The organism is Patescibacteria group bacterium (assembly GCA_027858235.1).
GTDB lineage: Bacteria > Patescibacteriota > Patescibacteriia > Patescibacteriales > BM507 > BM507.
This window is the reverse complement of the sequence record JAQIDC010000072.1, coordinates 47,113-72,967: the sequence shown is the minus strand read 5'-3', so window position 1 is coordinate 72,967 and position 25,855 is coordinate 47,113. Positions and strand designations below refer to the sequence as shown.

The window sequence follows — 25,855 nt, the reverse complement described above, 5'->3', positions numbered from 1 at the left end:
CCCAACATTATGCCAAATTCTACAGATGAAAAATTAGCCTTTGTAACTTCTGTTTATCCTAACAAAGTAAAAATCGAAGTCGAAAATTTGACGGCTTTTAAAGATAGTATAGATGATGCTCTTGGAGATCTAAAAATTGGGTCTTATCTTGAAATTTCTGACAATGACGGGTGCGTGCTTATTGCTATTATTGAAAGTTACCAAATAGAACTTAAAGAAAGAGTCGTTGAAGATGGTCAAGGAAGCAAGGTAAAAGAGGTCTACAATGCTTATGTTCTTGAAGCCAGCCCGCTTGGTACGATTACTGATGAAAAATTTGTAAGAGGTGGTGATGCTTTAACTATCCCCCCTACAGAAGTTAAGCCAGCAAGTGAGGCTAATATAAAATTAATTTATGAAAATGGATTTAAGCCAGAAGAGAAATTCTTATTTGCAAAATTAGTTCAAGATGGAAATATTGAGGTTCCAGTAAATGGAAATAAATTTTTTAATAAGCATTTCGCAATTGTCGGATCCAGCGGTTCAGGAAAATCACATACGATCGCTAAAATTATACAAAAAGCTATCGCAGAGAAAAATGGTGAATTTGAATTAAATAACTCTCATATTGTCGTATTTGATATTCACAATGAATACAAAACAGCTTTCCCAGAGGCTAATTTTTTGAATATTAACAATCTGACCCTGCCTTACTGGTTGCTTAATAGTGAAGAATTAGAAGAACTTTTTATTGATACAGAAGCTAACGACCACAATCAAAAAAATGTTTTTAAGGAATCGATCGTAATTAATAAAAAAGACGGCTTAATATCGGAAAAAGATGAAAGCGATGAAGCATTTAGCAACAGAAAGGAGAAAATCCATTATGATTCTCCTGTTCCATTTGATATTCAAAAAGTTTTGGAGTTTGCTCAAAATAAAAATAATGAAACTATTGATACAGGGGAGGTATATGCCTCTGGTGTCAAAAAAGGTCAGCCAAAAACAGTGCAAGGAAGTTTGTACGGACAATTAACAAATTTTGTAAGTAGATTAGAAAATAAATTAAATGACAAGAGATTTGAATTTTTATTAGGGAATAATTCAAAAAGTATTTCTTTTGAAAATGCTATTAAACAATTTATTGGATATAAAGATGCCAATAAATCGAATGTAACAGTCATTGATCTAAGTGGGGTTCCTTTTGAAGTTCTTAGTATTACAGTTTCTTTAATCTCAAGAATACTGTTCGATTATGGATATTTCTATAAAAAATATTTAAATGATGGTATTGATTTAGAAACTCCATTATTGCTTGTGTATGAGGAAGCGCATAAGTATGTGCCCAAAAATGATTCTGCAAAATTTAGAGCATCTAGAAATGCTATTGAAAGAATAGCTAAAGAAGGAAGAAAATATGGAGTAACACTAGGAATTGTGAGCCAAAGACCATCTGAAATATCAGAAACTATTTTTTCTCAATGTAATAATTTCATTGCCATGAGGCTAACAAATCCAACCGATCAAAATTATGTGAAAAGATTGTTGCCTGACACACTTGGAAATTTGATTGATAATTTGCCGTCATTACAATCTGGCGAGGGTCTTTTACTTGGAGAATCAATTATAATGCCTTCTTTGGTTAAAATAGAAAAATGTGATGAAGACAGACAGCCATCATCAAATGATGTGAAATATTTAGAAAAATGGAAAGAAAAATGGAAAGAAGTTCAGTTTGAAGAGATTATTAAAAAATGGAAAGAGTAATAATGACTAAAACATACACCACAAAAGAATCAGTACTTACCGAAGCTCAAAAAATTCTTGGGCGATCTTTGCGTTCAGTAATGTCTGACGATGGAGTTGACCTAGAAGAAATTGAGCAAAGACTTTTGAAATATGGAAGCCGAAGAAAGGGTCTTCTCGGTGAGTTGGTGGAAGAGTTTGTATTTGGTTTGGATGTTAATAATAGAGCAGAGGCAGATTTCAAAATTGCGGGAATAGAATTAAAGACAAACCCACTCAAAGCGCATGCGGTGAAAAAATATGTTTCAAAGGAAAGACTTGTTTTTTCAATGATTAACTATGATGAGGTGATTAATGAATCGTGGGAGACAAGCTCATTTCTCAAGAAGAACAAAGTTCTTTTGTTAATGTTCTATCTGTGGCTTAAAGAGCAAGACATCCTAGACTATAAATTTAAGTTTGTGCATTTACTTGATTTACTCGATGATATTTCCGAGGAAGATATTTACCAAATACAAAAAGACTGGGAATATATTGTTGGAAAAATAAAACGAGGAGAGGCACATTTATTGTCTGAAGGAGATACATATTACTTGGGAGCTTGCACGAAAGCTGCAAATAGTAGAGTTGTGCGCGACCAGCCTATGGCGAGGACACCTGCTAAGCCAAGAGCTTTTTCTTTTAAACAACAATATCTTAATTTCTTAATCCAAAAAGAGTTGCTTGGAAAAGATATTAGCACTGAGTCAATCTTTAAAAAAAAGCGACGGCTGGCTACTGTTGAAGACGTTGTGAAAGAAAAATTTGCACAATTCATTGGAAAAACTGATACCGAAATAAAGAAAGCTGTAAAATGGGATCTTAAGAAAGAACCAAAACAATGGAAACGATTATTGGTAAACAGAATGCTTGGAGTTAAATCAAATAGGATTGAAGAGTTAGAAAAAGCGAATATTACACTTAAGGCAATTACCTTGGAACACACTGGAGTACTTACAGAATCATTGTCGTTCCCTGCTTTTGACTATAAGGATTTAGTAACGCAAGTTTGGTATGACGAAGAAGAGGAGGAAATGAGTGAATTTCACGCGCAACTAGAAACAAAGCGATTTTTATTTGCTGTATTTCAAAAACAAAAGGGCAGTGAAGAAATTGTATTCAAGAAATTTTTGTTTTGGAATTTTCCCATAGAAGACATGTCTGAAGCAGAGGATGTCTGGAATAAAACAATTGATTGTATAAATGAAGACCGATATGAGGACTTACCAAAGATTAGTGATAATGACGTGGCACATGTGCGCCCACATGGAAAAGATTCTAGGGATACCGCTGAAACACCCCAAGGAACGCAAGAGATGAAAAAATCTTTTTGGTTGAATGCAAAATATATTCAAAAAGTGTTAGAAAATATAAGTTAGTTAAAATTTGATCAAAATTGATAATTTTGCTATTATATAGATAGTAATTTTTAAAATATGAAAACAATAAAAGTAGTTGAATTATTTGCGGGAGTTGGAGGCTTTAGAATAGGCCTTGACCAAGCAAGTAATAAGAAAATTAAATATCAAACTGTTTGGAATAGCCAATGGGAGCCAAGCACAAAGACTCAGCATGCTTCAGATATATATAAAGAACGTTTTGGTACAGAGGGTCACTCTTGTGAAGATATTCAGCTTGTTGTAAAAAGCAAATTTAAGACAATACCACAACACGATTTATTGGTCGGTGGTTTTCCTTGCCAGGATTATTCTGTTGCACGTACAGCAAATCAGGCAAACGGTTTAGTTGGTAAAAAGGGTGTTTTGTGGTGGTCTATTTTTAATATTTTGAAAAAAAGTGGTAAAAACTCACCTAATTTTTTATTGTTAGAGAATGTTGATAGACTTCTTAAATCTCCAACTAAACAAAGAGGACGAGACTTTGCAGTAATGCTTTCATCTTTAGCTTCTTTGGGGTACATTGTAGAATGGAGAATAATTAATGCAGCAGAATATGGTTTTCCTCAACGAAGAAGACGAGTTTTTATTTTAGCCTACAAAAAAGGAACCACTGCATATAAAGAAGCTAAAAATACAAATCCTAAAGAATGGATAAATTCAAAAGGCATAATAGCATCTGGTTTCCCTGTTAATAAGGATGATGTTGAAGTTGATTTTTTTACTCTAGATGCAGACCCTGCTATTGTTTCAAGGGATTTTTCTAGCGATTCTCCAAAAATTAGTCCTTTCCATAACGCAGGGATAATGATTAATAGTAAAATTTATACAAAAAAAGTAACTTCAAAGTATGATGGTAAAAAGATTATGTTAAAAGACGTTCTTGTGAATGATAAAGAGGTGCCAGAAGAGTTTTTTATTAAGAAAAACACCCTTGAGCGTTGGAAATATTTAAAAAATGGGAAAACTGAAAATAGAAAAACAAAAGATGGTTTTGAGTATAACTATTCTGAAGGTGGAATGATTTTTCCTGATAATTTGAATAACGCATCTCGAACAATTGTTACAGGAGAAGGAGGGTCATCCCCTTCAAGATTTAAGCATGTAATTAAAATAAAAAATGGACGTTTACGAAGATTACTTCCGATAGAATTAGAGAGATTAAATATGTTTCCAGATAACCACACAGAAGGTGTCCCAGACACGAAGAGAGCCTATATTATGGGGAATGCTCTTGTTGTTGGGGTTGTGAAAAAAATAGGAGAAGCATTAAGAGATTTTATATAAAAAAAAGGGGGGGGGGACAGGTACCAGTTAAACAAAGAGGGTTTCACGGTATGAATACCAGTTAAATGGAAATAATTTAACGGTATAAATCTTAAATTGTGAATTGTGATTATAATATAGATAAACTAGCTGTAGTTTAAATATTTATGAGGAGGTAGAAAATCTCTGATGAGGTTGAGCAATCAAGAAAAATAGGGTTTAATAATTTTCTAATGTTGATAGGTTAATATGTAAATAAATATTACATTGATATTGACAAAATATTTTACATTATGTATAATATTGTCATAGGAAAAATAGTTTAAATTTATGATTAAGCATCTACTTGTCCAAAAGTTAAGAAAAAAGAATGGCTTTAGCCAGTCTTTTGTTGCAGAGAAAATTGGAGTCTCTCGACCAACCTATGAAAAGATTGAGAATGGTGAGACTGAACTCAGGATATCTGAAGCGGAGAAATTGTCTAGACTTTTTGGGATGAGCTTACAGGATCTTTTAGCCAACAGGGAAGAATCTGTAAAAGTTAAAATAATAGAGAGTAAAAAGAAGAAATCTAACAAAGATATTGAGATTCGTGTTGAGGAGAAGGATTTGAAAAAGTTTAAACAAGTTCTACTTTATATATTAGAGAAAGTTGGAGCAAAACCAAACGTTGGAGAGACAGTTGTTTACAAACTTCTATATTTTATTGATTTTGATTATTACGAGAAGTTTGAAGAAAACTTAATGGGCGCAACTTATATAAAAAATCATTACGGTCCAACGCCAGTGGAGTTTAAAAAAATAGTTGATAAAATGCAGAAAGATGGTGAACTAGAAATGATAAAGTCAAAACATTTTCAGTACGAGCAAAAAAAATATCTACCCTTAAAGTCCGCCAACTTAAAGAATTTGTCAGCTCAGGAGACATCACATATCGATGATGTTTTATCTCGTCTTGCAGGCAAATCTGCCAAAGAGTTAAGTGCTTATTCACATACTGATACACCATGGATGATACATGAAGATGGTGAGAAGATTCGATATGAATCTGTCTTTTATCGCGACAATGATCATTCCGTAAGAAATTACGAGGATGAATTATAGTTGCACAAAAGAATTTGAAAAAGACTTTAAAAAACTTTCAAAGAAATTTAAAACTCTGAAAGATGATATTGAATTGTTTAAAGATATTTTAAAAAAATTTCCTTTCGGCAATGGAAGACATTCCAATATTTTAACCAAAACTGATGACTTGCTAATAATTAAGGCAAGACTGTTTTCTAAAAGCTTAAAAAAGAGCTCCCTACGAATTATATACTCTTGTAATAAGGATTGTAGTCGTTTTGAGTTAATAAGTATTGAATTTATTGAAGTGTATTTTAAAGGGGATAAAGAGAATGAAGATAGAGGGAGAATTGATGGTTATTTAAAGAAACGGTGACATGGAATAAGTTTTTAAAGAGGTAGTTGATAGGGTGATTTGGATCCGGAATTGTGAATTAAGAGTATAGTATAGATAGATTACCAAGTATTATATAGTGAAAAAATAATTTGAAATTATCTGTTACGTAGCATGTTACGTAACAAGAAAAATATGATAAAAAAATATATTAGAAAAGTTACTCGTGTTGGGCAGAGGAGTTTGTCTGTTGTTATCCCTGCTGATATTGTTTCCGAGTTGAAAATAAGGGAAAGACAAAAATTAACAATACGTCGGAGTGGGAAGAAGATAATTATTGAGGATTGGAAATAAAAATATGACACCAAAGGATTATTTATAAAAATATTATGAATGAAATTTTAAGGAAAACACTTCACCTTGTTTATACGGCTAGAAGAAAAATGCCAGCGCATTATACAAGTGAAGGAGAACGGATCCAAACTTTTTGTATCGATTTTGAGCCTCTAAGTGCAGAAATAGATTACGAAATGCCAGCGGAAGCATGGGGTTCGATTGATGGTTTTTTTTGGGTGTTACCAATAGGACACCGAAGTTCTATTGAAAAGTCAGTTAAATGCAGGGCTTGCTATGAGAAAGAAGCAATATGAATATTATCGAGGTAAAATTATTAACTTTTAAAAAATATGAATCATAAAATTTCAATTCGTTTCTTTGACGATCGAGAAGTTCGTGCCGTTTGGGATGAAAAAAATAATAAATGGTGGTTTAGTGTGTTAGACATCATCGCCGTTCTCACTGATCAAGACGACTACGCCAAAGCCCGCAATTATTGGAAATATCTCAAAGCCAAGCTCAAGAAAGAGAACAGTCAGGTGGTTAGTGCTACTACCCAACTGAAACTTTTGGCAAGTGATGGGAAACGATATTTAACTGATACGTTAGACTATGACGGGATTATTGCCCTAGGTAAAACATTCCCCGGGACTAAAGCTAACCGATTTATTGACTGGTTTATTCATGGTGATGAGAGTATCGATGGAAAAAGTAAAACAAAAGCTTATGCCTTGTTTGAAAGTTCTCTTATTAATAGCATTGAAATCGGCACAACCAAGGGCTTGCAACAAATTCATGCTTATTTATTTGGCGGTTTGTATAATTTTGCAGGAAAAATACGACAGAAAAATATTTCAAAAAATGGTTTTCAATTTGCGATGGCACAATATTTAGAAAACACGCTTAAACAAATTGAACAAATGCCTGAAAATAATTTTGAACAAATTGCCGATAAATATGTAGAAATGAATGTCGCTCATCCCTTCATGGAAGGCAATGGAAGAAGTACTCGTATTTGGCTTGATTTAATATTGAAAAAAAGCCTTAAAAAATGTGTGGAGTGGAGTAAAATAGGCAAAAAAGATTATATAAATGCAATGACACATAGCTCCAAAAATAGTATAAAAATAAAAAATTTATTTAAAAATGCTCTTACTAGTAAAATTAACAATCGTGAAATGTTTATGAAAGGAATAGACTACTCTTATTATTATGAAGAAGAAGATTAGAAAATGTGATGTAATGTAATTATAAAATTTATGAAATATGTCATACAATAAATACAATCTAGTTGCGGAAAATTCTCACAGCACAGTTGTCGCTGAATACCGAAGACATGCAGACCGAGTTCAGGATAGTGTTTCTTGTTAAAGCGAAGCAGAACTGGAACGTGCTTTTATTAAACAACTCAAGACGCAAGTGACTCCTGGGGTCAGGTACCAGTTAAACAAAGAGGGTTTCACGGTATGAATACCAGTTAAATGGAAATAATTTAACGGGATAAATCTTGTTTTTTGAATAAGTAAATTTCAATAAAAAGTAATCTATATTATAACCATGATTATAATATAGATTAAAAAATATATAACAAGGAGAAAAATTGAGGACAGAAATGTCCGAAAAGCACCCCAGAGCACCCTCTCTGCTTCCGTACGACCCAGGCCGGCCTCATTTGCATCCGCAATGCACCTTCTTCACCTTATATTCAAATTAGGTTCTGGCTGTGCTGAGATTATTTTTGGTGAAATTATTGACTATAATCGGAGCAAGTCTCGAACTTTAAATTAAAGTTTTGTATTTAAATAAATTTTGTATAAAAAATAATTTAGAAAACTATGGAAATCAAAAATTCATTGCGAAAAAAACAACTAAAAGAATTTGTTGATGATAATCACCATGAAGTAATGGATGATTTTTACGATATTTACGAGAGCGAAATGTCTGATAATGAAGTGGAGATTGAGTTGAGAAGACTTATTGAGGTGGATGAATATTTTTTTGATTCTTATATCAGCTTGGCTGATATATTGTCTCATAGTAATAGGGTAGAGGAGGCGGATGAGCTGTTACAGGCTGCTTATACAAAAGCATTAATGAAAATAGTTGATAAAGATGGAAATTGGCCAAAAGAATTGCGTTGGGGTTATTTGGAAAATCGTCATCTTATGAGAGTCATTGAAGCCTATGGATTTTTATGCTGGCGAAAAGGGAAGACTGAACAGGCTTTGTTTATATTTAGAAAACTTTTGAGAGCAAACCCTTTGGATAATCAAGGCATTAGGCATTATATTCTAGCTATTCGACTCGGATTAGATGAAGATAAGTGGAGTAGACCATTTCAAGCTAAAAATAGTTTCCCAGGGGCACTTGATGCTTTTAAAATGTCAGATTGGTTCAATAGGAATGTCAAAAAATATTCCGATGAGTTTGATTGGTGGTTTAAAACTAATGAAGAATTGTAGTAAAAGGGTTTTGATCCATTTTTCAGGCTTTTAAAAGTTAATATACGAGGTCTAGCTTTTATCCTTTTTTAACAGATTAACGTGGTCAAATCTTGTTTCTTGCATTGAAAGACTTTTATAAAAAGTAATCTTTAATATGACTAATAAAAAACCAAAATTAAATTTAGTTTTAAACAAGGAAGATGATTTAGGATTTTTTCTTTCTTTTTTAGAGGAGGACAACAGGGCTATTCTTTCTGATTTGAAATATCTAGAAAAGTATAAAGAAAAAGAGAAAATTGAAAAGGAGGCGAAAAATTTTATATTTGATTAGTATAAAAAAAACAACGATAGCTTTGAGCTAAAGTTAAATGAAGCCAACGAGAGATGGAAGGAAGTAGAGGGTAGTTTCCTAAAAGAAGTAGATAGAATATTCAAAGGTTATGATTGGCCAGAAGGTGAATATACGGGGAGTGCTTCTATTCTAGAAGTTTATCCAAGAATGATAGAAGAAAAAGAGTTTTCATTTCCAATAAATAAACCGGGTTCTTCTAATATTGTTATTGCTCATGAAATGTTACATTTTATTACTTATGACTATCTTGAGAAGAAATATAAGTTAGAACCAAAAGAATGCCATGATAATGACCGGCTATTTTGGGAATTCACTGAGGCGTTTAATTTGCTTTTGGAGAATGAAAAATATTGGAGAGAAATAGCTAAATACAAAGGAACAGAAGAATTTAAACCATATATGGGTTTTGATAAAACATATGATAAAATGAAAATTATATGGAAGAAAAATAAAGACTTTGATAACTTAGTAAGAGAAATGTTTAAAAAAGAAATTAAATAAATCTTGAATTTTGAATTTAAAAAATAAGATTAAAAGAGAATAAAAAAAAGGGGGCCATCTGCCTCACAGCTTCAGCGACCCTTTTATCTTGATACTTATAATATTACATATTTTTATTATAAGTCAATTAGAATATTTAAAATATCTGAATATTAGCTGAAAAGCTAGTGGGGGTCAGGTACCAGTTAAACAAAGAGGGTTTCACGGTATGAATACCAGTTAAACAAAGAGGGTTTCACGGTATGAATACCAGTTAAATGGAAATAATTTAACGGGATAAATCTTGTTTTTTGTTTAAATAATATATAAATTAAATTAAGATATATGTCTTATGGAAATAATATTAAAAAAATTATATAGTTCCGCAAGGAATAGGTTTTGCAAGACAGCGAGTAGTTTTGCTTTGGATGAAAAAGATATTAATGATATTGAGAGGTTGTTAATGTTTACTGATATTCAAATATCAGAAAAAGCTTTTCTTGATAGTGTTAAAAAAATATTTGCTAAAGGTGCTTTAAAGGTTTATGATGATTTAAACCCTTACGTGAGGGATTTCCAGGTTTTTTCAAGTTACTATGTAAACATAATGCCAAACGGTGAGCCCGTTTCTCGTTTCTTGTATGGTGTTGATTTGTCAAAACATGAGTGTAGAATGAAACAACCAACTGACTATAAGGCCTTTGTCGAGCTTCTTTATAGTGCTCATATAGAAATTGATAAGTATTTAGTGAATATTGAAGAAGAGTCAAATAAAAGAATTATTGAGATTGAAAAAATACTTAAAAAACAAGGAATTACTGATGAGATGGAAAAAGATGCAAGAGATCAGAATGTTGACTCAATTGCTCATTATATTCTTAATTGGTATTTTCGACTCGTTCCATTCAATGTTTACAAAAATTCAGCAAAAAAGTTGGCAGCCATATCTCTTTATGTCCTGAAAAGATTTAATGAAGGAATGACAAATCTAGCTATTTGCAATTATACAAATAAGGATTTGTCAGAACTCGGAAAATGGAAATCAAGCAATGGAGTAGCGGGATCAGGGACAACGGCTTTTTATGATGTTATGTATTCAATTCCAGATCCGCAGCTTCTGTTTATCCGTCATGCTAGCATTCCACCAGATTGGCAAAAGAAAATGAAAAAAATTATTCCAAACTGGGAGAATCAACTGGAAAATGATATGAAGAGTTAATTGAAGGTAATTGGGGTCAGGTACCAGTTAAACAAAAAGGGTTTCACGGTATGAATACCAGTTAAATGGAAATAATTTAACGGGATAAATCTAGATTTCATCTTTTTCATAAAAAAAATATTAAAAATAAAGATATGAATCAAGAAAAAATAAATCAAAATAAAAAAGAAGGGCTAGGTATGTATTTCTCTCCCGAGATAGCAGAAAAATTTGCTGAGCTTGAACAGAACGACAAAAATTTTAGAGTAGCTCAAATTGTTGATGGGATAATAATGCAAGAAACGAAAGAGTTAGATAGACCTGTATATTCAGCTGAGCTGGGCGGAGGTGCTCATCCGGACAGATATCATGAATTTTTTGCCAAGCTACTGAACGAACCCAGAGGTCACATTGACTGGGTGGATGTATCTTCCTATATGCTTGAATTGGCTAAGAAGTATTTGGAAACAGAAGAATATGAAAAGCGCAAAGAAGTGACAAGCTTTATAAAAAGTGATATTTTAGAATATTTGCGTGTACTGGATGATGAGAAGCTTGATATCAGCATCATGAAATACACTATTGATCATTTAGACAATCTTGATGCCTTGTTTGAATTATTATCAAAAAAATTAAAACAAAAAGGAAAATTGGTAGCTACGATGGGGAATTTAAGCCCAGAACTAAAAAGCTATTCAACCAATGCCAGATATCTATATAACGGTGAGCTGTTTTCCGATAATAAGATAAAGATCTTAAAAGATGGCGATAATTTTACTGTTAAACTTTTCAAAATTTCTGGTGAGCCAAACTCGGGATATCTTGAGGGAGCCGAAACTGTTAAATATTATCATTCAGCTGATAAAATAAAAGAATTAGCCGAAGCTCACGGGTTTGAGATATATTTAGGAGATTGGAAGGGGCTTCTAAATAAAGAAGTCCAGGAAGGGGAAGAAATGGATCAAGATGTTTTGGTGTTAACTAAGAAATAAAAGTAATTGGGATCAGGTACCAGTTAAACAAAAAGGGTTTCACGGTATGAATACCAGTTAAATGGAAATAATTTAACGGGATAAATCTAGATTTCATCTTTTTTTAAAGAAAAAAATCCTGTCAACATTGACAAACGCTATATTTGTGTTATAATGGTATTATAAGTTCCCCTGCGGTTATGCCGCACACTTATTTCTTCCCGCAAAGCGGGGCAAGTCGCACCTTTTACTGAATATTATTTTCTGGATTCTGAATTAACTTCAGAATGACACGAGAATGAAATAATTGTCCATCACTTACACGTTAGTGTTAAAGCGGTTGGAAGTTTTGTCTAAATTTTATTTAGATAAGACTTTTGGTCGCTTTTTTTATTGATTTAAAGGCAGGACTATTACACACTATTTTTAACACACCTCCCCCTGGCGGGTACTCCTACCCCAGGGCACTCTCTCTCGCTTGGTAGCGATTCACCTTGTCTCGAGAGGAGAATATAAAAGGAGGGGATTGCTAATATGTTTAAAAAAAAGAAAAAAAGAAAAAGTATTTTTAAAAGACTTCTTGGGGTGTTTATTCCAAGTTGGAGTCTTTCTCGTGGTGCTAGGAAAGGGATTTTCTTGATCTTTTTTTTGTTGCTTGGTCTTTTGTGTTTGTTTGGTTATCTGGGTAAGGCTGGTGAATTAGGTAGTCTTGCTAGTATCTATCTTGGTGTGTTTTTTGGTTATGCTAAATGGAGTGTTCCGGTTTTATTGTTTTTAACTGTTATAGCTTTGGCTCGCAATGATGACGATGATTTTGATGGTGCTAATGTTTTTGGGATTGGACTGTTTTTGATTAGTATCTCTGGATTATTGTATTTTTGGAATACTGAAATAGGAGGAGGGATTTTAGGCTCAGCTATTTCGCCACTACTTATTGATTATCTCGGTTCTCCTGTGAGTGCAGTGCTTCTTTCTTCTTTGGTATTGATATCTTTGATATTGATTCTCAACACTAGTCTTTCAAATATTATTGGAGAGGGGAGTATTTTGTTTAGAATGCTAATTTTTCTTTTTGGGATAATATTTTATCCCCTTGTTTCTGTGTTCCGGGCTAAACCCGGAATGACAAAGGTGGAGAGGATTGAGGATGATGGATATGATCTTGAGTTTGAGGATGACAAGGGAGCGGTTATAAAAGAATATGATATTGAAGAAGACGACAAGGGGCATTCCCTTGAAAATAATTTTGAGTTGTCAGATGAATCGTCATCACATGATTTGAATGAGAAGGATAAGAAGAATTTTAATTGGAAGAAAACTAATTTAAAAATAAATATACCGCTAGACTTATTGAGAAGCAAAACAAAAAAACCAACCAGTGGAAATATTGTTAGATATCAAGAAATTATAAAACAAACTTTGGCTGATTTTGGCATTCCTATAAATATGGGGGATGTTACCGTTGGGCCAACTATTACTCAATACACTTTCAAGCCAGCTAATGGAATATCTGTTAGCAGGGTAAAATTTTATGCAGATGACTTGGCTATGAATCTAGCCGTCCACCCAGTTCGTATCGAAGCTCCAATTCCAGGAAAGCCTTTTGTTGGTCTTGAAATACCAAATCAAACAAAAGTATTAGTCAGTTTGAAGGAAGTTTTAAAATCAAAAGTATTTACTAGTCGTAAATCAAATACAATAATTCCTATGGGTAGAGATGTGACTGGAAAGGTTTGGCTTGATGATCTTGTGAAGATGCCTCATGTTTTAATTGCTGGACAGACCGCATCTGGGAAGTCCGTTTTCTTGCATTCACTTATAATTAGTTTAATGTTTCAAAACAATCCTGACGACCTAAAGTTTGTCATGATAGATCAAAAACAAGTTGAGCTAAGTATGTATGACAAAATTCCATACCTCATAGCTCCAGTTATCACGGAACACAAAAGAGCGATAAGAGCTTTGCAATGGTGTGTTGAAGAGATGGATAAGAGACTAACGATAATAAACAAAGCGGGTTGTCAGAATATGCTTGACTATAATAAAAGAAAACCAAATGACAGTATGCCGTGTTTGGTGGTTGTGGTTGATGAGCTTGGTGACCTTTTATCTACTTCTAAAAAAGAGGCAGAAGGGGCGATAATCCGGCTTGGTCAAAAGTCTAGAGCAGCGGGAATTCACTTGGTCCTAGCCACTCAAAGACCATCAGTTGATATATTATCAGGGTTAATTAAGGCAAATTTACCTGCTAGAGCGGCCTTTTCAGTGACATCGTCAGTTAACTCAAAAACTATTTTAGAGCATACAGGAGCAGAAAAATTACTCGGTCATGGTGATATGTTGTATATCAATTCTGCCATGAGCAAACCGGTGAGAATACAAGGAACTTACATAGATAAAGCAGAAATAAAAGAAGTGGTTAGATATATAAAGAAGAAATCAGGTGTCGCTGACTATGAAGTTGAATTCGAAGGGAAAGGGCAGTCTGATTTTGATTTTGGAGGAGAAGATGAAGAAGGAGATGTCATGATGGAGGAGGCAAGAAAGATGATTCTAGATTCCGGCAAAGCGTCAGCAACAATGCTTCAATCAAGACTAGGAATAGGATATCCAAGAGCAAATAGGATACTCGATAATTTAGAAAAACAAGGAGTGGTCGGGCCAAGTATTCAAAATAAACCGAGAGATGTTTTTGTGGAGTAATGGACTAATATTTGATATAATTAAAATATAGGAATAATCGAAGTCAGACCTTACCCTCTGCATTAGCAAAAACAAAATAGTAAAATAACTATCGGAAATAAAATATATATGAGAAAAATTTTTAAAAGTGGGGTGAGCTTTGGTTTAACTTCTGCTACTATTACAACTCTTGGCTTGATAATTGGTCTGTATTCAAGTACTAATTCTAAATCAGTTGTTTTTGGAGGTATTTTAATTATTGCCTTAGCTGACGCTTTTTCTGATTCTCTCGGTGTGCACGTTGCAGAAGAGTCGAAAAACAATTCCACTGAAAAAGAGATTTGGGCTTTAACTATTTTTACATTACTATCAAAATTCTTCTTTGCCCTTACCTATGCAATTCCGTTTATGTTTTTTGAAATGAAAACTGCCATTATTGTTGATATTGTTTGGGGATATTTCTTGCTTGGATATTTGAGTTATAGTATATCGAAGGGAGCAAAAACACCATGTTGGAAAATAATCTCAGAGCACCTAACTATTGCAACTTTTGTTATAGCTGCAACTTATTATATTGGACATTGGGTTTCTCATGTTTTTGTTTAATAATTAAAACTACGGTAGTGGGAAATTGGGGTCAAATCTTGAATAAATAAGCATTTAATAATATGAATTTCAAAATATGACAAAAAAAGAAAGTAAAAATAAAAATCTTAAACTTCAGAAAAGTTATTTTGGTTGGACTGTAAAAAGAATAGAAAATATTAAGAATGATTCAATGATTTTTTATGAATTAGAACACAATGAAACTGGTGCGAGATATGTTCACTTGGAAGCAGATGATAAAAACAATGCTTTTGCTGTAACTTTTAAAACAAAGCCAGAAGATTCAACTGGTGTGGCTCATATTCTTGAACATACCGTCCTCACTGGTTCAGAAAAATACCCCGTAAGAGATCCTTTTTTCTCTATGCTTAAGAGGAGCTTGCAAACCTTCATGAATGCTTTTACTTCTGAGGATTGGACAGCCTATCCTTTTTCTACACAAAACAAAAAAGATTTTTATAATCTTTTATCAGTTTATCTTGATGCAAGTTTTTTTCCAAAAATTTCCGAATTAAGTTTTCGACAAGAAGGGTGGCGTTATGATTTTGAAGGGAAGCGATTGGTCCACAAGGGAGTTGTCTTTAACGAGATGAAAGGCGTAATGTCCTCTCCAGACCGCATCATGGCCGAAGCAATAAAACAATCACTTTTTGATAAATCAAGTTATAGAGTTAATTCAGGAGGAGAACCTGTAAAAATTGTTAATCTTGCATACGAAGATTTAAAAGCTTTTCATAAGAAATTTTATCATCCCAGCAATGCTTGGTTTTTTAGTTATGGAAATTTACCACTGAAAAAAACTCTAGAACAAGTTTCAATAAATGTTTTAAGTCGTTTTAAAAGAGAAGAACAAAATAATGAATTTATTCTTGAACCTCGTCGCCAAGAAGAAAATAAATTAACTATAGAATTTCCTGTTGATCGAGAAGAAGAAGCATCCAAAAAATATCAAACTTGTGTCAATTGGCTCATTTGTCCTGGAGAAGATACTTATCGTGTAATGTCTGCCAATCTATTGTTTGATATTTTGATAGGAAATACGGCTGCTCCCTTAAGACATTCTTTGATTGAGTCGGGTCTTGGTAATGACATGTCTGATAATACTGGATATGATTCTGAACTTAGAGACACACTTTTTAGTGTTGGTCTCAAAGAAATTAAAAAGGGAGATGTTTCAAAAGTGAAAAATTTGATCTATGAAACTTTGGAGGGGATAAAAGAAAAGGGAATTGAAGAAGATTTAGTTAAGGCGGCTATGCATAAATTAGAGATAAGCAGGAAAGATATTTCAAACCTACCTTATCCCCATGGTTTAAATGTTTGGCTTGATATGATTACACCCTGGATTCATTCTTGTGATCCTTTAACTTTAATTGAACAAGAAAAAAATATTGCAAAATTAAAAAAAGAAATAAAGAAAGGTAGATTCTTCGAAAATTTAATAGATGAGTATTTGTTAAAAAATAAACATTGCTCTCAAGTTATTTTAAAACCCAGCAAGGAGTTGCAAGAGGAATTAATTAAAAAGGAAAATTTTCAGTTAGATCAAGCTAGGAAGAGTTTATCTAATAAGGAAATTAAAGAGATAAAAGATCTCGCAAAAAATTTAGAAATACTACAATCTAGTAAAGAAGAGTTAAATGTTCTTCCTATTATTGAGCTTGAAGATATTGATAAAACTGTTGAAAAACTGGAGAAGTCAAAAAGAATATCAGAAAATTTTGTGAAATATAGAGTTGACACAAACGGTTTGTTTTATTTTTCCTGCCTTTTTGACGTTAAAGGAATTGAAAAAAAAGAAGAAAACTATTTGCCATTACTTTGCTATCTTTTTTCGAGAATGGGGACAAAGAAGAGGGGGTATAAAGATTTAGCTAATTATCTTGAAATTAATACTGGCGGAATAAATTTTTCTACTCCTATTACTTCAAATAAAGCGACAGGTGATCTTGTTTCCCCTTTCGTGGTTAAGGGGAAAAGTCTTGAAGTGAATAAAACAAAGTTGCTTGAAATTTTTGAGGAGATCATTTTGCAAACTGATTTCAGTAACTCAAGCTTGCTAAAAAGATTTTTACTAGAAAAAATAGCAGGGATTGAGTCACAAGTTATAAGTAGCGGCCATACATATGCTATAACCAGGGCAGAGAGTAGTTTGGGGGAAGTGGCAGAGACTAATGAGCGTCTACATGGTATTAGCCAGTTGGATTTTTTGAAAGAATTGGCAAAGGATTTGAGTCTAGAAAACTTGAAAGCTCTATCTTTAAGACTCGAAAAAATCGCCAAGAGTTTTATATCAAGCAATAAGGTGAAGTTTGTTATTTTTAGTTATAAAGAGGACGATAAAGTTGATAATTATGTAAAAGAGATCTTAAGTAATTTTCCCAAAGTTAACTTTATAGAAAAAGATAAACAAGTTTTTAGCTCGAAAAATTTGAAAGAAACTAAAGAAGTCCCTTCAGCGGTTTCTTTCGTGGCTGCATCAATTAAAATACCTGAAATAAACATTGAACAAAAAGCGACTTTCTTTGTCTTGGCCAAAATGCTTGCAAGAGGTTTTTTGCACAATGAAATAAGAGAAAAAGGCGGAGCTTATGGAGGCTTTGCAGAGTTCTCAATTTTTGAAAATATTTTTTCTTTTGGATCATATAGAGACCCGAACGTCGAAAATACTTTAAAAACTTATGCTAGAGCTCGTGATTATATTTTAGACCTTAGCATAAGTAAAGAAATGATGACCGAGGCGATTATAATGTCTATTTCAAAACTTGACAAAGCCAAAACCAAAACCGAAAAAGCTCAAAGTGACTATTTTGATGAATATGCTGGTTATGATATTGAGATAAAGCAAAACTTTCGTGACGCAATTTTTAGAGTTAACCCGGCAAAGATAAAAAAAGTTGTTAAGAATTATTTGCCAGGAGATATAAAGAAAATGTCCGTCGTTGTGTTTGGTCCGAGAAATATAAAGATATAAATAATTATGTAGCAACTGGGCCAGATCTAGCTTCCAGTCTTTCATAATTTATTATATTGAAATAAAACAAAGGATTTCATATAATGTAGAATGTGATATTCTAAAGATAAAGAAAAAATCATAATAAGTAATTGAAATAATAAGAATGGGTGAATTATTACAATTTCCAGGTGGTGGGAGAGAAAAAAAAGAACCAATCAAGGAATCTGAAGAGAGTCCTGATTTTTCAAGTTTTGACGAAAGAACTGCAATAAACACATTGTTTAGGGATAGGTTTGATTTTATGGTGAACTTAAAAAAAGGGAATCCCGTAAATAAATCTTCAGATACCTATGTGAATGCTTATGATCTTTTGAAAAAATCTTCAAGAGTGAGTATTGCGGAAATGATAAATAATGCTTCTGAAATTGAAATAAAGATGAAGCCAGCTTATTATACTGCTGCATTTAATATTCTTTGCGAGTAGTTGGGGACAGGCCTTTCTTTTCTCTTTTCTATAATTTTTTAAAAAAATATCAAAAACTTGATTACGTCACTTTATTGAGTGGCGTTTTTTAAATTATCTGACATATGTTAAAATGATATTATGAAAGATAACATTGAATATAAAGAAAATTCGGGCGTACAGTTAATTACTTACGCAGACTCATTGGGTAATAATTTGAATGACTTGAAATACGTTCTAGATACTCATCTTAAAAGTGTGGTGAAAGGTGTTCATATTTTGCCTTTTTATCCATCCTCTGGGGATAGAGGTTTTGCGCCTTTGACGCATAGAAAGATTGATCCAGCTTTCGGACGAGTTGAGGATCTTTCTGCTATCAGTGCTGATTACAATCTCATGGCTGATTTGATTGTTAATCATGTTTCCAAAGAATCAAAATATTTTCAAGATTATTTGGCCAAAGGGGATAGGTCCAAGTATCATAATTTTTTTATCAATGCTAGATATTTTTCCCGGCGTTGGTACAAAAGACCGAAATCGAAATTAGGTCGGTTTTTCTATTTTAGCATTGGTCAGATTGTGACAATTATGCGAAACCTGGATTTCATTTTTCATGAGCAAGGTGTAAACCGTTTGATATTGAAAAAGATTTATCGTCCACGTCCTGGTTCTCCTTTTGTGAAATTCATCCGTGCTGATGGTAGTAAACGCTACCTTTGGTGCACTTTTTCTCCCGAACAGATTGATTTGAATATTAAAAGCTTGGCGGTCCGTCGTAAATTCCGTCGGGACATTCGGTTTTTGGAAACTCTGGGAGTGAAATATTTGCGTCTGGATGCAGTTGCTTATGCTGGCAAACAAAGGAGTACAAATAGTTTTTTGATACCGAGAACCTATATTTTTATTAAATGGTTGGCTCGACATGCTCATCATCATGGTATGAAGGTTGTGCCAGAAGTTCATTTTCACTACAAAACACAAATCTCACTAGCTCATTTGAATGGGGTGGATTATGTTTATGATTTTGCTCTACCTTTTTTAATGCTGAATGCACTATTTAGCGGACGGGGGCAGTATCTGAAAAATTGGTTTAAGATTAGACCGCAGAACAGTATCTCGAACCTAGATACACATGACGGTATTGGTGTAGTTGATGTGGAAGACTTATTACCGCCAGAAGAAATTCAAAAGACCACAGATCAAGTCTATCGAAACGGTGGTAACGCAGCCACGCGAGCATCTGGCAGTAGTTCTGTGAATGTTGATGTTTATCAGATTAATTGCACTTATTACAGCGCATTGGATAAAAATGATAAAGCCTATCTGCTAGCTCGTGCTATCCAGTTGTTTTTGCCGGGCATCCCACAAATTTATTATGTAGGACTTTTTGTCGGGGCTAATGACAAAAAGCTTTTAAATAAAACAAAAAATGGCCGAGATGTGAACCGCCACTATTATACTTTAGCTGAGATAGAACAGGAAAAAGAAAGAGAAGTGGTGAAGAAATTATTTAAGCTTTGTAAATTAAGGAATTCGAACCCAGTGTTTAGAGGAAAATATAAATTAGACAATACGTCTGAAAATATTATTGGCATCACTTGGAGAAAAAACGGGAAAAGCTTGAGTCTAAAAGCTGATTTGGAGACTAAAAGTTTTGAAATCAGAGATGAATTAGAAAGAACAATTTTCTCGGTCTAGATTTAGAATTGAGCCTTTTATGGTTGATTAATATTGACATAAATATATTTGAATGATGAAACAAAAGGATGCTATCGACATTTTAAAACAGGGGAACAATGTTTTTCTTACTGGTCCAGCTGGGTCTGGTAAGACTTTTTTGTTAAATAAATACATTGAATATTTAAAGAAGAACAAAATTAAAGTTTCAGTAACAGCCTCAACTGGCATTGCGGCCTCACACATCAATGGTCGGACAATTCATTCATGGTGTGGAATTGGGATAAATGAAAAACTTACAGATTCACAGCTAAAAGGTTTAAAAGAAAAAGATAATCTGTCTTCTAGAATTATTCCCGCTAAGGTTTTGATTATTGATGAGATATCAATGCTGAATGCTAATAGACTCGACTTGATTGACCAAGTTTGCAAAGTATTTAAACAAGATTTGAGACCATTTGGTGGCATGCAAGTTGTTTTATGTGGAGATTTTTTTCAACTTCCCCCGGTGTCTAGAGGCAAGGAAGACGATAGATTTGTCACGGAATCAAAAATTTGGAAAAATATGGATTTGAAAATATGTTATCTCGAAGAACAGCATAGACAGGAAGATAAAAAGTTTTTAAGTGTGCTTAGCGATATTAGAAACAATACCGCTAACCTAAAAACTCACGAGTTATTACAGGGAAGATTGAACAAAGAAATTAAATCAAAAATTAAACCAACAATACTTCACACCCACAATATAAATGTTGATACACACAATAATATTGAGTTGGATAAACTAGAGGAGGACGGATATATTTACGAGATGCATTCAGAAGGCGTTCCATATTTGGTCGAGAGTTTAAAAAATGGATACTGCCTTGCTCCTGAAGCTTTAAAATTGAAACTTGGAGCAGTGGTGATGTTTGTTAAAAATAATTTTGTCAAAAAATTTGTAAATGGTACTCTGGGTCGTGTTGTCGGCTTTGATGATGATAATCACTACCCCATTATTGAAACTTTTTCTGGCGATCTTATTACCGCTTTTCAGGAGAAATGGATAATTGAAGAAGGGGGAGAGACTGTTGCCTCTGTTAGCCAAGTTCCCCTGCGTTTGGCCTGGGCTATAACTATTCACAAGAGTCAAGGAATGAGTTTGGATTGTGCCGAAATTGACCTAAGTAAAACCTTTGAATACGGAATGGGCTACGTTGCTCTTTCTCGTGTTCGTTCACTTGATGGAATAAAACTAGTTGGCATCAACGACCAAGCCTTAAAAGTTAATGACAAGGCCATTGATTTTAATAAAAAATTGATTAAAAATTCCAAAAAAGATTTGAAAGAATACAGCGAGCTTGGTAAGATTGCTGTAAAGAAAATGCAACAATCATTTTTACAAAACAATAAAGAAAGTAATTCAGTTGGGGGATTGTTTACAGCACGTTATTAGGAATGATTGAGGAAAGATTTTGAATTAAGACTTTTAAATATAGTAGTCCAGTTTTTGACAAAAAATTGATATAATGATAATCTATTTTTAGTTAATTAAAAATTAGAAAATCCATAATTAGTTCCTCGGGTTTGCCGGGGGTTGGGACTAGTTGGCAAATTTTGCAGGATGGCTTTTGCGTTAGTGAAAGCTCGGTTTCCTCCGTAATCATGGGATATCTGATGTCGCTTCATATGAAGGTCATGAGTCAGTAAAAGTGATTTTGAATCCGTTTTACTGACGGATTTTTTAATTCGTTAGTTTGATTCAAAATAATAAAGGTGGTACCGCGGGTGGTCTTGATCCCTCGTCCTTTTGTCAATTACTTTTGTAATTGGCAAAGAGATGAGGGATTTTTTTGTTCTTTTAAACTATCAATACTAACCAAGAGAGGAGTTAGCTATGAAGATTAATCTTGATAACTACAGTGCATTTAGTGAGTTCGGATTACCAATATATTTCTCAAGAAAAGATGAGAGAAGAATAAGAAAGATGAACGGGAGAGTACGTGTTGTTTCTACGGTATGTCCAGATTATCCCCATGATGGAGAGAAATATGTTTTTAATGGGGACCTAGGGGAGAGTGCGAGTCTGACAGCTATTAGACATTTGCGTGCAGTACCTGGTTTTCTGGATAGTCTCAGTGAGATTGGACTCGAGGTCGATTGGACGATTTTGGTCGCTGATTTACCAGAACTGGTTGATGCTCAAAAAGAATTTTTTGAAAGGGTAGCGGGAAGTAAGGAGGAATATATCAGAAGGTGTTGTCACTCAGTAATAAATATAGAGAAAATGGCTACGAGGAAATGCGGTGTAATGACCTTTAGTCAGTTTTATTCAGAGATTGATTATTTGTTTCATCAGGAAGAGGTAGCTAGAAATATATTAGCTGCTGCAGAGCATAGTGATTTCAGTTCAAAGTTCAATTCATTTGTAGCTGAGAGAGCTGAGCTGGCAAAACTTTTTCGAGGACGAGCGCTCTCTAGAGATGAGTTGCGTGAAGCAGCTGCACATGGCATGAGTTTGTATGTAACTCATGGTACACTGATTAGAGAGAGGTTTTTGGGTGATAATGTTATTATTGTTAATCACTTAACAACTAATCTGACGAACTTTCATCTTGCTAAGTTTTTCAAAGGACATGAAAGTCTTGAGAATACTCCTAAAATCCCTCTGGGAATAATTGATAGCCAAATGTATTAATTATATACTGCCTTATCTTCGGATGAGGCAGTATAAAAGCTATGTTCAAATTTATAAAAATAGGACCATATAGTCCAACAAAAAATAATTTATCAAAATTCGAAAGCGTCAAATTATTGACTCAGAATAAATATAATCCACCTCTTGATAAAGACCTGATAAAAGATTTTCAGCTAGACAGGGAGAGCTTGGCTAAAATTGATTTTGTTCTCTTTTCAAGTCTGGGTAGATCAACGCAGAGTTTTGAATATTTAAAAAACAATTATTTAAACACAGAAGTTAAATACAGGAAAACTGACTTGTTAAAAGAAATACATTTTGACATATCACAAGACTGCACAAAGGAAAGCTATGAAAAAGAAGGAAGCAATGAAGTGAGAAGAATATTTATCAAACAATTTATAAATAATAATCTTCTTGAAAAAAGAGAACAACTAATAGGAAGAATAAATTTATTAAATACTGAACTTGAAGAACTCTCAAAAGAATATAAAAATATTTTGTGTCTCTCTCATACATTTTTTATAAAAATATATCAAATCCAAAATCTCAACAAATATTTTCTCGGGAATAATCCCAAGTTAATAAATAAATTCATAAAACAAGAAAAAAAGATAATGGAATTTTTCGAAATTTCTAATAGTAATAAAATTTTATAGAATATGCTAATATATAGATATTAAGAAAATATTTAAAGTATTATAGATGTTCGTAACGAAAACATATTATCTTGAATATTGATAATAAATTTAGGATTATAGCCTATGGAAGTAAATAAAATAAAAATTCCAACTGAGAAAGGAAATATTTCTGCGGTCATAAATAAGTCTAGCTCTAAAACAGATCAGCTAGCTATTTTGTGCCCCGGTTTTTTAGATTCAAAAGATTATAATCATTTAGAAAAATTAGCTGTGTTACTGAGTGAGAATGGATATACTACAGTCAGATTTGATCCAATAGGAACATGGGAAAGCGATGGAAACATATCCGAATATACCAATTCTCAGTGTTTAAAAGACATAGAAAATGTTTTTGAATATATGAATAAAGAGAATGAGTATAAGAAGATTTTGCTTGGTGGTCATAGTCGTGGTGGACAACTCTCTATTTTGTATGCGGCACGAGATTCAAGGATAACTACAGTTCTCGGTATTATGCCATCTTCTGGTCCAATAAGAGATGGACAGTGGCGCAGAGAATGGGAAGATAGAGGGCTTCTTGTTGCAAAGCGAGATTTGCCAGCTAATGTGGAAAAATATATAGAATTTCAACTTCCATTTGCCCATGTAATTGATGGAGATAAATACAGCGCTTTAGTAGACATAAAAAATGTTAAAGTACCAATTATTCTAATTGCAGGAGAATTGGATGAAATGATATTACCAGAGAATGTTAAAAAACTCTATGACAATGCCAATGATCCAAAAAAGTTTGTAAATATTTCTGAGATTGGTCATAATTATCGCCACAACGATAAAGAGATAAAAATTATAAATAATGAAATCCTTAAACTAATTATTTCATAAAGATATTTATGAAAATATAAAATAATTACAATAATTGGGGTTAGGTCCATCTTTCCCACATTCATGACCTGTTGATATCGAAATAAAAATAGGGTACTCTATAGGGTACTCTATAGAGTACCCTATTTAAAGATTTAAAATTTAAAAAAAATGTTCATAACAAAAACAGATTATCTTGAATATACATTTTGTAAAAAGAATCTTTGGTTGAAGAAACATAAACCGAGTCTTTTTGAGGGGGTGGAATTGTCTGCTTTTGAGAAGAAGATTATTGAGGAGGGGAATATGGCGGATGCTGAGGCTAGGAATCTTTTCCCGGAAGGGGTATTGGTTGATTCTCAGGGTAATGATGCTGTTTTGGATACTAAGCAATATTTAGAAAAAAAAGAGAGTGTTATCTTTCAGGCTACTTTTTCGGAAGAGTCTTTTTTTATTCGAGCTGATATTCTTGTCTACGATAAGAAAAATGATGGTTATGAACTTTATGAGGTGAAGGCATCCAATGAGATAAAAAGAAAAGAGCCTCATCACTATATTCATGATCTTGCTTTTCAGAAAAGTGTTATAGAAAAAAGTGGAATAAATATTATTAAAGCAGGAGTTATTTATCTCAATAGAGAGTATAAAAAGAATGGCGAGGTAAATTATAGGGAACTTTTTATTATTGAAGATCTGAGCGATGAGGTGGCTGATTCTTTGGAGGGAGTTCAAAATCAAATGAGTGATATGAAAGAATATTTATCCATGGAGGAAGAAAAAGGTTGTGAGTGTTTGTATCGAGGGAGGAATAATCATTGTACGACTTTTCAATATTCAAACCCAGAAGTGCCCGAATACTCTGTCCATGATATCGCTCGTATTGGTAATAGTAAAAAACTTTTATTTGATTGGATAGATAGGCGGATTTTTTCTCTCGATGATATTGATAATCCAGAAGCATTAACTGGTGCCAAAAAAATGCAGTACGATGCCTATATCCTAGGTCGTCCCATAATTGATCCTGTCGCCATTAAGCAAGAACTCGATGCTCTAGAATTTCCCCTGTACTTTTTTGATTATGAAGGCTTTGTCTCGGCCGTTCCGATGTTTGATGGATTTGGAGCATATGAACAAGTGCCTTTTCAGTATTCCTTGCACATTATGCAGGCGGATGGAAGTATTGAACACAGAGAATTTTTGATAACTGAACCAGTTGGTGATATTACTAAACCCTTGGTTGAAAGAATTGTTGAAGATATAAAAACAAAAGGGACGGTAGTTTCTTGGTATAAAACATACGAAAAACAGCGTAATCAAAAATTAGCCGAGTTACATCCTGAACATGCGGAATTCTTTGAAGTGATAAACGAAAAGATGTTTGATTTGATGACAATTTTTTCAAATAATTATTATGTTCATCCAGCCTTTATGGGGAGTTCTAGTATTAAAAAAGTTCTACCAGTCATTGTTCCAGAGTTTACATACAAGAATCTAAATATTTCAAAAGGCGACCAAGCCAGTGAACGATGGGAGAGAATGATTTCCCCTGATACTTCCGAGGAAGAAAAAGAAATGATAAAAAGAGATTTACTTGAATATTGTAAATTGGATACTTGGGCAATGGTGAGAATCTATGAAAAATTAAAAAATATTTCACATGGATGATAATTGTTTTTTGAGTA

At 33.3% G+C, this 25,855-nt stretch carries 23 protein-coding genes; all 23 read left to right on the top strand.

Annotated features, from left to right (window positions below; all coding sequences use genetic code 11):
* The first annotated feature begins 9 nt into the window (after positions 1-9).
* The 23 genes from PF572_06830 (at position 10) to PF572_06720 (ending at position 25,838) form a co-directional block, all read left to right on the top strand.
* Entirely contained in the window at positions 10-1,746 is a 1,737-nt protein-coding gene (locus PF572_06830) for an ATP-binding protein (GenBank protein MDA3840768.1), read from the top strand.
* Positions 1,734-3,143: a Sau3AI family type II restriction endonuclease gene (locus PF572_06825; GenBank protein MDA3840767.1), complete on the top strand. Its 1,410-nt coding sequence runs from the start codon at positions 1,734-1,736 to the stop codon at positions 3,141-3,143. The genes PF572_06830 and PF572_06825 overlap by 13 nt, the downstream gene beginning before the upstream one ends.
* A gap of 57 nt (positions 3,144-3,200) precedes the next feature.
* Positions 3,201-4,448, top strand: a complete 1,248-nt coding sequence (gene dcm, locus PF572_06820; GenBank protein ID MDA3840766.1) for a DNA (cytosine-5-)-methyltransferase — start codon at positions 3,201-3,203, stop codon at positions 4,446-4,448.
* Positions 4,449-4,757: 309 nt separating this feature from the next.
* The gene (locus PF572_06815; GenBank protein MDA3840765.1) at positions 4,758-5,531 is read left to right on the top strand and encodes a DUF4065 domain-containing protein; all 774 of its coding nucleotides are present in this window, start codon (positions 4,758-4,760) and stop codon (positions 5,529-5,531) included.
* A complete protein-coding gene (locus PF572_06810; protein MDA3840764.1) occupies positions 5,521-5,868 on the top strand; it encodes a hypothetical protein in 348 nt (115 codons plus the stop codon). The genes PF572_06815 and PF572_06810 overlap by 11 nt, the downstream gene beginning before the upstream one ends.
* Positions 5,869-6,021: 153 nt before the next feature.
* Positions 6,022-6,180, top strand: a complete 159-nt coding sequence (locus PF572_06805) for a hypothetical protein (GenBank protein MDA3840763.1) — start codon at positions 6,022-6,024, stop codon at positions 6,178-6,180.
* Positions 6,181-6,215: 35 nt separating this feature from the next.
* The gene (locus tag PF572_06800; protein MDA3840762.1) at positions 6,216-6,476 is read left to right on the top strand and encodes a hypothetical protein; all 261 of its coding nucleotides are present in this window, start codon (positions 6,216-6,218) and stop codon (positions 6,474-6,476) included.
* 36 nt (positions 6,477-6,512) lie between these two features.
* Positions 6,513-7,391: a Fic family protein gene (locus PF572_06795; protein MDA3840761.1), complete on the top strand. Its 879-nt coding sequence runs from the start codon at positions 6,513-6,515 to the stop codon at positions 7,389-7,391.
* Positions 7,392-7,997: 606 nt separating this feature from the next.
* Positions 7,998-8,624 (top strand): tetratricopeptide repeat protein, encoded by a 627-nt coding sequence (locus PF572_06790; protein ID MDA3840760.1) that lies wholly within the window; start codon positions 7,998-8,000, stop codon positions 8,622-8,624.
* A 136-nt stretch (positions 8,625-8,760) separates the two neighbouring features.
* On the top strand, positions 8,761-8,937 hold the full coding sequence (locus PF572_06785) for a hypothetical protein (GenBank protein ID MDA3840759.1): 177 nt from the start codon (positions 8,761-8,763) through the stop codon (positions 8,935-8,937).
* A 168-nt stretch (positions 8,938-9,105) separates the two neighbouring features.
* Positions 9,106-9,459, top strand: a complete 354-nt coding sequence (locus tag PF572_06780; protein ID MDA3840758.1) for a hypothetical protein — start codon at positions 9,106-9,108, stop codon at positions 9,457-9,459.
* Positions 9,460-9,790: 331 nt separating this feature from the next.
* Positions 9,791-10,657 carry a hypothetical protein gene (locus PF572_06775; GenBank protein MDA3840757.1) on the top strand — a complete coding sequence of 289 codons (867 nt, stop codon included), beginning with the start codon at positions 9,791-9,793 and terminating at the stop codon, positions 10,655-10,657.
* A 134-nt stretch (positions 10,658-10,791) separates the two neighbouring features.
* Positions 10,792-11,628, top strand: a complete 837-nt coding sequence (locus tag PF572_06770) for a class I SAM-dependent methyltransferase (GenBank protein ID MDA3840756.1) — start codon at positions 10,792-10,794, stop codon at positions 11,626-11,628.
* Positions 11,629-12,141: 513 nt separating this feature from the next.
* Positions 12,142-14,310: a DNA translocase FtsK 4TM domain-containing protein gene (locus PF572_06765; GenBank protein MDA3840755.1), complete on the top strand. Its 2,169-nt coding sequence runs from the start codon at positions 12,142-12,144 to the stop codon at positions 14,308-14,310.
* A 108-nt stretch (positions 14,311-14,418) separates the two neighbouring features.
* Positions 14,419-14,895 (top strand): hypothetical protein, encoded by a 477-nt coding sequence (locus PF572_06760; protein MDA3840754.1) that lies wholly within the window; start codon positions 14,419-14,421, stop codon positions 14,893-14,895.
* A gap of 76 nt (positions 14,896-14,971) precedes the next feature.
* On the top strand, positions 14,972-17,869 hold the full coding sequence (locus tag PF572_06755) for an insulinase family protein (protein ID MDA3840753.1): 2,898 nt from the start codon (positions 14,972-14,974) through the stop codon (positions 17,867-17,869).
* 145 nt (positions 17,870-18,014) lie between these two features.
* Positions 18,015-18,335, top strand: a complete 321-nt coding sequence (locus PF572_06750; protein ID MDA3840752.1) for a hypothetical protein — start codon at positions 18,015-18,017, stop codon at positions 18,333-18,335.
* Positions 18,336-18,455: 120 nt separating this feature from the next.
* A complete protein-coding gene (gtfA, locus tag PF572_06745; protein ID MDA3840751.1) occupies positions 18,456-20,012 on the top strand; it encodes a sucrose phosphorylase in 1,557 nt (518 codons plus the stop codon).
* Between the two features lie 52 nt (positions 20,013-20,064).
* Complete coding sequence (locus tag PF572_06740) at positions 20,065-21,426, top strand: PIF1 family DEAD/DEAH box helicase (protein MDA3840750.1); 1,362 nt, start codon at positions 20,065-20,067, stop codon at positions 21,424-21,426.
* Between the two features lie 441 nt (positions 21,427-21,867).
* Positions 21,868-22,668 carry a hypothetical protein gene (locus PF572_06735; protein ID MDA3840749.1) on the top strand — a complete coding sequence of 267 codons (801 nt, stop codon included), beginning with the start codon at positions 21,868-21,870 and terminating at the stop codon, positions 22,666-22,668.
* Between the two features lie 41 nt (positions 22,669-22,709).
* The gene (locus tag PF572_06730) at positions 22,710-23,327 is read left to right on the top strand and encodes a histidine phosphatase family protein (GenBank protein ID MDA3840748.1); all 618 of its coding nucleotides are present in this window, start codon (positions 22,710-22,712) and stop codon (positions 23,325-23,327) included.
* Between the two features lie 105 nt (positions 23,328-23,432).
* Positions 23,433-24,194, top strand: coding sequence for an alpha/beta fold hydrolase (locus PF572_06725; GenBank protein MDA3840747.1), 762 nt, complete (start codon positions 23,433-23,435; stop codon positions 24,192-24,194).
* Between the two features lie 150 nt (positions 24,195-24,344).
* The gene (locus tag PF572_06720) at positions 24,345-25,838 is read left to right on the top strand and encodes a DUF2779 domain-containing protein (protein ID MDA3840746.1); all 1,494 of its coding nucleotides are present in this window, start codon (positions 24,345-24,347) and stop codon (positions 25,836-25,838) included.
* Positions 25,839-25,855: the final 17 nt, after the last annotated feature.